The sequence below is a fragment of the Bradyrhizobium sp. genome, assembly GCF_019244115.1.
GTDB lineage: Bacteria > Pseudomonadota > Alphaproteobacteria > Rhizobiales > Xanthobacteraceae > Bradyrhizobium.
Genome location: NZ_JAFATE010000875.1, coordinates 1 through 7312, shown reverse-complemented (window position 1 = coordinate 7312; position 7312 = coordinate 1). Strand labels below are relative to the sequence as shown.

General features: G+C 64.7%; 7 protein-coding genes and 1 pseudogene. 2 read left to right on the top strand and 6 right to left on the bottom strand.

Features of this window, described 5'->3' with window-relative positions:
- Positions 1-110: 110 nt before the first annotated feature.
- Positions 111-1820 (bottom strand): sulfatase-like hydrolase/transferase, encoded by a 1710-nt coding sequence (locus JOZ76_RS36820; RefSeq protein WP_291706280.1) that lies wholly within the window; start codon positions 1818-1820, stop codon positions 111-113.
- Between the two features lie 325 nt (positions 1821-2145).
- Positions 2146-2817, bottom strand: coding sequence for a TetR/AcrR family transcriptional regulator (locus JOZ76_RS36815; RefSeq protein WP_291706279.1), 672 nt, complete (start codon positions 2815-2817; stop codon positions 2146-2148).
- A gap of 402 nt (positions 2818-3219) precedes the next feature.
- Here JOZ76_RS36815 and JOZ76_RS36810 point away from each other — a divergent pair, with 402 nt between their 5' ends.
- Positions 3220-3801: a hypothetical protein gene (locus JOZ76_RS36810; protein WP_366938672.1), complete on the top strand. Its 582-nt coding sequence runs from the start codon at positions 3220-3222 to the stop codon at positions 3799-3801.
- 7 nt (positions 3802-3808) lie between these two features.
- Here the strand turns inward: JOZ76_RS36810 and JOZ76_RS36805 are convergent, their stop codons facing one another.
- The 3 genes from JOZ76_RS36805 to JOZ76_RS36795 all read right to left on the bottom strand — a co-directional run bounded on the left by JOZ76_RS36805 (position 3809) and on the right by JOZ76_RS36795 (position 5275).
- Complete coding sequence (locus tag JOZ76_RS36805) at positions 3809-4192, bottom strand: lysozyme inhibitor LprI family protein (RefSeq protein WP_291706278.1); 384 nt, start codon at positions 4190-4192, stop codon at positions 3809-3811.
- Positions 4189-5040 (bottom strand): SDR family oxidoreductase, encoded by an 852-nt coding sequence (locus JOZ76_RS36800; RefSeq protein WP_291706277.1) that lies wholly within the window; start codon positions 5038-5040, stop codon positions 4189-4191. Before JOZ76_RS36800 ends, JOZ76_RS36805 begins: the two co-directional genes overlap by 4 nt.
- Positions 5041-5122: 82 nt before the next feature.
- Entirely contained in the window at positions 5123-5275 is a 153-nt protein-coding gene (locus tag JOZ76_RS36795) for a hypothetical protein (RefSeq protein ID WP_291706276.1), read from the bottom strand.
- 317 nt (positions 5276-5592) lie between these two features.
- Between JOZ76_RS36795 and JOZ76_RS36790 the strand changes: the two genes are divergently transcribed.
- The gene (locus JOZ76_RS36790) at positions 5593-6687 is read left to right on the top strand and encodes a DUF2336 domain-containing protein (protein ID WP_291706275.1); all 1095 of its coding nucleotides are present in this window, start codon (positions 5593-5595) and stop codon (positions 6685-6687) included.
- A gap of 208 nt (positions 6688-6895) precedes the next feature.
- On the opposite strand, the pseudogene JOZ76_RS36785 reads toward JOZ76_RS36790, so the two are convergent.
- A pseudogene (locus JOZ76_RS36785) lies at positions 6896-7312 on the bottom strand (ketol-acid reductoisomerase); the annotation flags it as partial.

Below are 7312 nucleotides of genomic sequence, written 5' to 3'. Positions count from 1 at the left end.
GCCGTGCCCACCGCCTCTTCTCGCGTCTGACCTCAAATGGTGGGCACGCCGCAAGAGCGGCTTTGCCCACCCTACGGAGCTTCCCGCGACATCGACCCGATCCGGCAGCGCTACAGGCCGTGGATCATCCCGGCGTCGATCAGGAGGCGGTTGAGGCGGCGGGCCTCGGCGCCGTCACGGCAGGCATAGAACACGCCGCCGCAGCGGAGCATGATGGCCTTCTGCTCCTCGAAGGACGGATCGAGCGGAATGCCGGCCGCCTCCAGGATCACCAGTGGCAGATAGGCCGCATCGATCCGGTCCATCACCGCTGGGCTCTTCACCGGTTCGAAGTCGATCGCATCGATCGCGAAATAGGTTGCATAATAGCGCGGATCGTAGTTTTCGAGCTTCTTGCCGATCGCTGCCTCACCGAGGCCGGGATCGAGGATGTGCGGCGCAAATTCCGGTTGGTGATCGCCATAGCGCACGATCAGGAACGGCTGGTTCGGGAATTTCTTCTTCAGGCCGGCCACGAATGCCTGGTACTGCTCGGCGCTGATCGCCTGGCGGCGCAGATATTCATCGATCGATGGCGCATTGCCGGGCGCGCGCCAGGCCGGCAGCAGTTCGGGGCGAAACCTCGTCTCCCAGGGAAAATGATTGGCCGCCAGATAGACGAAGGCGAACAGCGGTTTGCCAGGAGCTTCCTGCGACATCAGGTTCAGCGCGGAATCGTAGAAGAAGCTGTCGGGCTCGACGTCCTTGGCGCCGAGATCATGCGCATCGTAGAAATGCGCAACGCCTGTCGTGGTCTGGAATGCGCGCGCACTCATGAAGCCGCCGAAGGCCGGATAGAGCGAGATCGTGTCATAGCCGCAGCGGCGGAGTGCGAGCGGCAGGCCGCGCTCGACCCGGCCGGTGGCGATCCGTGTGACGAAATAGGCGAAGCGGCCGAACGAGCGCGACGACAGTCCTGCGAGCACGTTGTATTCGGTGAACCAGCTCGGGCCGCCATTGCTCTCGGCCATGAACTGGCGCGCCTTGCCGTCGAAGGACAGGAAATGGCTGCCATAGTTGCGCGGCACCTTGATGCCGCCTGCGGCGCGAATGTCGAAACTCGATTCGTCATGGATCATGATGATGTTGGGGCGGCGGCCGGCGGGATAGCAGGCATCGACCAGCGGCACCTTGAGGTGCTCGTTTGTCGCTGGAGCGGATTCCATAAAACCGTCCCTGACGAAATCGGAGACGGCGATGACACCGGAGCGCGCAAATTTCGACAAATAGCCGTCGTCGTAATAGCCGCGCCAGGCCTCGTCCGGAAAGGTCAGCGAATAAGCGACCAGCGCGGCTAGACAGGCGAGCTTGCCGGCGAGCGCCGGCAGCCGCGGAATCCGGAACGGATCGAGCCACCACAGCGTGTACATTAGCGGCAGGATGACGAGAGCGGCCGCGATCACCGACCAGCGCAGGTTCGGGAAGATCGTGAACAGAAACGCCGCGGTATCGCGGTCGATCACCATCAGGTCGACGAAGTTCGCGGTCATCTGCACGACATCGTGCTTGAGCCGCGACAGCAGCACGAGCAGCACGACCAGCGTCAGCGACAGCGCGCCCGACAGCGCCGGGCGGCGCAGCAGGGCGATCCAGAAGAAGTTCAAAATGCTCCAGGACAGCAGAAAGCCGATGCGCGAGGCGAAGTCGGTCTCGGTCGCCAACATCAGGCCGAGTGCCGCAACCTGTGGCGCGGCCACGGCCGATAGCCTGACCAAGCCGACCGACGTCGGTCCCGCGGAGGCTGACGTGACGGTCGGACCAGGATTGGGCGCGGACCCCATGGAGGTGGAGGCTTGCTGCTCCCGTCTTTGGGTTCGACGTCTTGGCTGGCGGAGGCCAGCAGACGGGACGCCGCACCGGGATCACGCAGCGCGTCATAAAACTGTAGTTGAACTGTCACATGAGCGCAATGCGAGCGCGGCTCAGACCCTCGCTTAATGTAGAAATGTCGGCACGACCACGCCCGACCCTCATCTTGAGAGCGGCGTCTTCGCCGCTTTTCGAAGGATGAGGCCAAGGTCCGGGCCTCATGGTTCGAGACGGCGCGCACCGCCTCCCCACCGGTCGACCTTCTCGGATCAGCGCGCGCCTCCTCACCATGAGTGTCTAGCACTTCGCAATCCCGTCGATGAACAGGTCGAGAATAGCTTCCGCCATCGGTTCGACCTCGCCCTCCGCGACGCCCCAGCGCGGAAAATGACCATCGATCAGCATTCGCGCAAAGCCGTAGACTAGCGCTCGGGCGGCGATCTGGGTCCGCTTCAGGTCGCCATGGCGGAGTTGGCCCCGCGCGGCAGCCTCCTCGAGCAGGCGCGCCATCATGGCGATGATCTCAGCATTGTCCCGCGACAGTTCGCCGGCCGCGTCATGATCAAAGTATTTTCCGGTCGAGATGATCTCGAAATGCGCCGGGTTCTTCATCGCCCACCGCAGGTAGGCAAGCCCGAGGCTGCGGATCTGCCCCAGCGGATCATCCGGCGGCGCGGCCGCAAAGGCCAGCTCGATCTCGCTGCGAAAGCGCCGCTGCGCCTCCACCGCGACCGCGATCATCAGCGCGTCCCGGCTCGGAAAATGTCGGAACGGCGCCCCCGGCGAAACGCCGGCGCGCCGCGCCGCCTCGCGCACGCTGACCTCAGCACCTTCGACTGCCAGGTGCAGCGCCGCATCGACCAGCGCCCGCCGCAGATCGCCGTGGTGATAGGGCTTTCGGTCCGCCGTTGACGCAGGCGCGCGCCGCAGTCGCGCGGCCGGCCGACGCTTGGGTTTGGGGGAAGGCATGAGGTCTCCCGGACAAAGGTGCCCGGGTGAGCCACCGCTTCTCCACTCGTCATCGCCCGGCTTGCCGCCTTCGCTGAAGCTTCGGCGCGTACTTGCGATCGTGGTCGCGCCGGAGCCTATGGCGTAGGCGGGACCGGGCGATCCAGTACGCCGCGGCTGTCAGTTCAAGCACTGACGCCTCTGGGATACTGGATGCCCGCTTTCGCGGGGCATGACAGCGAGAAAGACGGCAGCCGCTAGCGCTTGGGTTGGCAGGGCATCACCCGAACGTGAATGTAAGCATCGATTACACAGATTGCCAAGTGGCGTCACGCCATATGTAACTAGTGATTACATTAATACATCGGAGGAGACCCGTCATGAGCGCGCGACAAGGCGACTGGTTCGAAGGCTGGCGGCTGTTTGACGCTGCTGACGCTGATCCTCGCCGGCCTGTGCGCGGGGATCGCCGGCATGCGCGGCTTCGAGGTCGAAGGCGTGCGGATGGTGGTGCGCTTCACGGCGCGCAGCTCGCTGCTGTTGTTCTGCCTTGCGTTCTCGGCCGCGGCGCTGGCGCGGCTCTGGCCGAACGCCTGGACGCGATGGCAGCGCCGTAACCGCCGTCAGCTCGGCCTGAGTTTTGCGGCATCGCACGCGCTGCATGCCACCGCCATCATCGCTTTCGCCATGATGGACCCGGCAACCTTTGCGACCGCCACCAACCTCGGCTCCTACCTGTTCGGCGGCATCGGCTACACCATTATCATCGCCATGGCAGCGACCTCCTTCGACCGGTCGGCGGCGGCGATCGGCCCGCGCGCCTGGCGGATCTTGCATCTCTGGGGTGGCTATTACCTCTGGGCCCAGTTCGCGATCGCCTTCGGCAAGCGCATTCCGGCAATGCCGCTCTACGGCCTGTTCCTTATCCCGCTGCTCGCCGTGCTCGCACTGCGGCTGATCGCGATGACCGCGGCGCGAAACAGCCAGCCGGTCAGCGCGGGTTAGCCGCGCATCATTGATGACCGAGGCCTTCGAGCTCGCGGGCGCGGGTCTCGGTCATGCTGCGCACGCACTCCGCCGCATCAACCCGCGCGATGGTGCCCTCGCCCTGTCCGTGATACAGGCAGTTGGCATCGCGATATTGAATCCAGAGCCGCTGCGCCGCACGCAGCCGGTCCTGCTGCTGCGGGCTTACCGCATTCTTCAGCGCTTGCTGGTAGGCGATCGTCATCCGCTTGTCCCACCGCACGGTCTTGGCGCCGAGGCAATCGACCACCGCGGCGGTCGGGCCATCGCAGGACTGGTCGGGATCACCCGCGTCGTTGGCGAATGCCGCCGGCGCGAGCGCGATCAGGATCAGCGCCGCAAGCCCATGGATGCTGGGCAGGGTGCTCATGCCGAGGGAACCAGGCCGAGGCGCTTAGCGATAATCTTGTCGACGGTGCGTTTTGGCAGGATCGCGGTGATCAGGTGCCGCATCGGATCCGGCGTGATCTGGTAGCGCACTTTTGGGTTTGCGGTGGTCAGGGCCGCGAACACGCATTCGGCGATGTTTTCCGCAGGTAGCCCGGTCTCGCCGAGCTGCAGCATGAACTTCCGGATCTTCTGCAGGGCCGGATAGAACGGCGAGTTCTGGTAGGACGAAATGTCGACCTCCTCGGCCTTGCCCCAGATCGGCGTCTTCACCGCGCCCGGTGCGACGATGATGACGTCGATCCCGAACAGCATCATCTCGCGGCGCAGGCTTTCAGCTAGCCCGTCGAGCGCATGCTTGGACGCGGAATAGGCCGACAACAGCGGATTGCCGTTGCGTCCCGCAACGGAGGACATCATCACGATCCGTCCCTTGGGACCCTTCAGCGCCGGATCGGCACCAAGCAGCGGCCCGAACACCTGCGTCGTGATGATCGGACCGATCACATTGACGTTCATCTGGCGGCGGAATTCGTCCGCAGCCAGTTCCAGCACGGGGCCGGGGACCGCGATGCCCGCATTGTTGACGAGGCCTGCCAGGGTCTCGCCGTTCAGGGCGCCGCGCACCTCGCGCCCCGCCGCCAGCACCGCGGCTTCATCGGTCACATCGAAGATGAGCGGGGTGAAGTTTTGGCCGAACTCGCCGCGGAGCCGATCGGCATCGGCCTGTTTCCTGACGCTGCCGAAAACGCGAAATCCCTTGTCCAGGAGATATTTCGCACACGCCCAGCCGATTCCGGTCGAAGCCCCGGTGATGACGACACTTCGCATAAATCTCCCCCCGCTTTCCTGGTCCGGGCACTATGTAAGCCCGACCGAAGCAGGCGCAATGCGCCGCCTGGCCGGGGGCGGATCAACGCGGCGAAGAAAACGCATCAGCCTTCAGGTCGTGCAGGAGCAGCAACGCGCGGCAGCGCATGATCTCGAAGCCGTGCAACGAGAATGAGGATGAAGAAGCCGCGCCTGAAATCTGACGCACAACGCTTTTCTGTTTCAGGATTCGCACGAACCGCTTCGCCTCAAGAATATGGTTGAAGCGTCAGTCCTTTGTTCCGCGCGGTGCGACGGACCTCGCGGCTATGGCCGAGAGTCTGGTTGAGCTCTCACAAGCCTTCGGCTCGACGGCGATTTCAACAAGCTGCGATGCCGTCTCGGGTGCCGCCACTATCGTGCTGAAGACTTAATTTTTCGTTTGCATTCCCCGTGTTCGTACGGAGCGGCGCGCTAACCTCACGTACCGATTGTTGTGGCCCAAATGCCCGCGGCCCGGCTGTGACGGGCCATGCGCAGATTTGGCGCAGCGATCGTTAAGTCAGGTCACCAATGCTCGCGGGGCATTCAGTCATCCTCGAACTGGAAGAGGCAGTGCGCACCGGCTCGCCGGCGAAGCGCATCGATGCGCTGCGCCAGGTGACGAGCCTGTTCCTGAACGACGGCATGCGACTGTCCGACGAGCAGATCGCGGTGTTCGACGACGTGTTCTGCCTGCTCGTCCTCAATGTCGAGACCCGTGCGCGGGCCCAGCTGAGCCGCCAGCTCGCGCGGCTCGATCATGCTCCCGACCGGATCATTCAGCAGCTGGCGCGCGACGACGAGATTTCAGTCGCAGCTCACGTGCTCGCGCACTCAAAACAGGTCGCAACCGGGACGCTGGTCGACGTCGCCAGCAGCAAGGGCCAGGATCATCTCTATGCGATCGCGGGCCGCATCAACCTGCCCGAGGCCGTCACCGACGTGATCGTCACCCGCGGTGAGCCGCGGGTCATTCGCAGCCTCGCCAGCAACGCCACGGCGCGGTTTTCCGAGACCGGTTATGCCGGCATGGTCGCCCATGCCGGCGCCGATGACGACCTCACCGAGATCCTCGGCCTGCGTCCTGATTTACCGTTCCAGTTCCGCCAGGACCTTCTGCGGCGCGCCACGGAGGCCGTGCGCGAGCGGCTGACGGAGAACGCGCCGCCTGAGCTGAAGGACGAGATCGGCCGCGTGCTCGCCTCGATTACGGGCAGCGTCGCGCTGCCCGCGCCGCCAAAGCCGCCGCAGGATTTTACCCGCGCCGAAGCCAGCGTGAAGCGGATGAAATCGTCCGGAGAGCTGAGCGAGCCGGCGATCCTCACCTTCGCCGAGACCCACCGCTTTGACGAGATCGCGGCCGCGCTGGCGGTCATGAACGAGCTACCAACCCCCATGATGGCCAAGGTGCTGGCCGGCACGCGGCATGACCTGGTGCTGATCCCCTGCAAGGCGGCGGGCCTCAGCTGGGCCACGGTAGAGACCATCCTTTCGCGGCGGCCGACCATGCAGGCGCTCAATCCGAAAATCCTGATGGCCGCGGCCCAGGATTACCGCCGCCTCTCGGCCGAGACCGCGCAGCGCACGCTGCGCTTCTGGCTCCTGCACGACAAGGTGGAGAAGTAGCGGAGCCGTCGTTACTGAGACATGCGCGCGCTGCCAGTGCTCCCCTCCCCCTTGGGGGGGGCCCTTGCGGGGAGCGGGCGGGCGTGGGGTCCCCAAATTCAGTTCGTCGTGGGGTACCCCCACCCCAGCCCTCCCCCGCGAGCGGACCCGCAAGTGGGAAGGAGCTTACCGTCCATGCGGCGATAGCTCAGTCGAACTTCGGCAAGTGTTAGTTCTTGCTCTTATCGACCAGGGCGCCCTTCTTGATCCACGGCATCATCTCGCGCAGGCGGACGCCGACCTCCTCGATCGGGTGCTGGGCGAGTTTGGCGCGCGTCGCCTTGAACGAGGTCTGGTTGACCTTGTTCTCCAGCATCCAGTCGCGCGCGAAGCGGCCGGACTGGATATCGGCGAGCACGCGCTTCATCTCCTGCTTGGTCGCGTCGGTGACGATGCGCGGGCCCGTGACGTACTCGCCATATTCGGCGGTGTTGGAGATCGAGTAGTTCATGTTGGCGATGCCGCCTTCATAGATCAGGTCGACGATCAGCTTCACCTCGTGCAGGCACTCGAAATAGGCCATCTCCGGCGCGTAGCCGGCTTCCACCAGCGTCTCGAAACCGCCCTTGATCAGTTCGACCAGGCC

Bases quoted from the DNA above. Each gene is read 5' to 3' on its own strand.
- JOZ76_RS36820 (WP_291706280.1), bottom strand. From the start codon at position 1,820: ATGGGGTCCGCGCCCAATCCTGGTCCGACCGTCACGTCAGCCTCCGCG.
- JOZ76_RS36815 (WP_291706279.1), bottom strand. From the start codon at position 2,817: ATGCCTTCCCCCAAACCCAAGCGTCGGCCGGCCGCGCGACTGCGGCGC.
- JOZ76_RS36805 (WP_291706278.1), bottom strand. From the start codon at position 4,192: ATGAGCACCCTGCCCAGCATCCATGGGCTTGCGGCGCTGATCCTGATC.
- JOZ76_RS36800 (WP_291706277.1), bottom strand. From the start codon at position 5,040: ATGCGAAGTGTCGTCATCACCGGGGCTTCGACCGGAATCGGCTGGGCG.
- JOZ76_RS36790 (WP_291706275.1), top strand. From the start codon at position 5,593: ATGCTCGCGGGGCATTCAGTCATCCTCGAACTGGAAGAGGCAGTGCGC.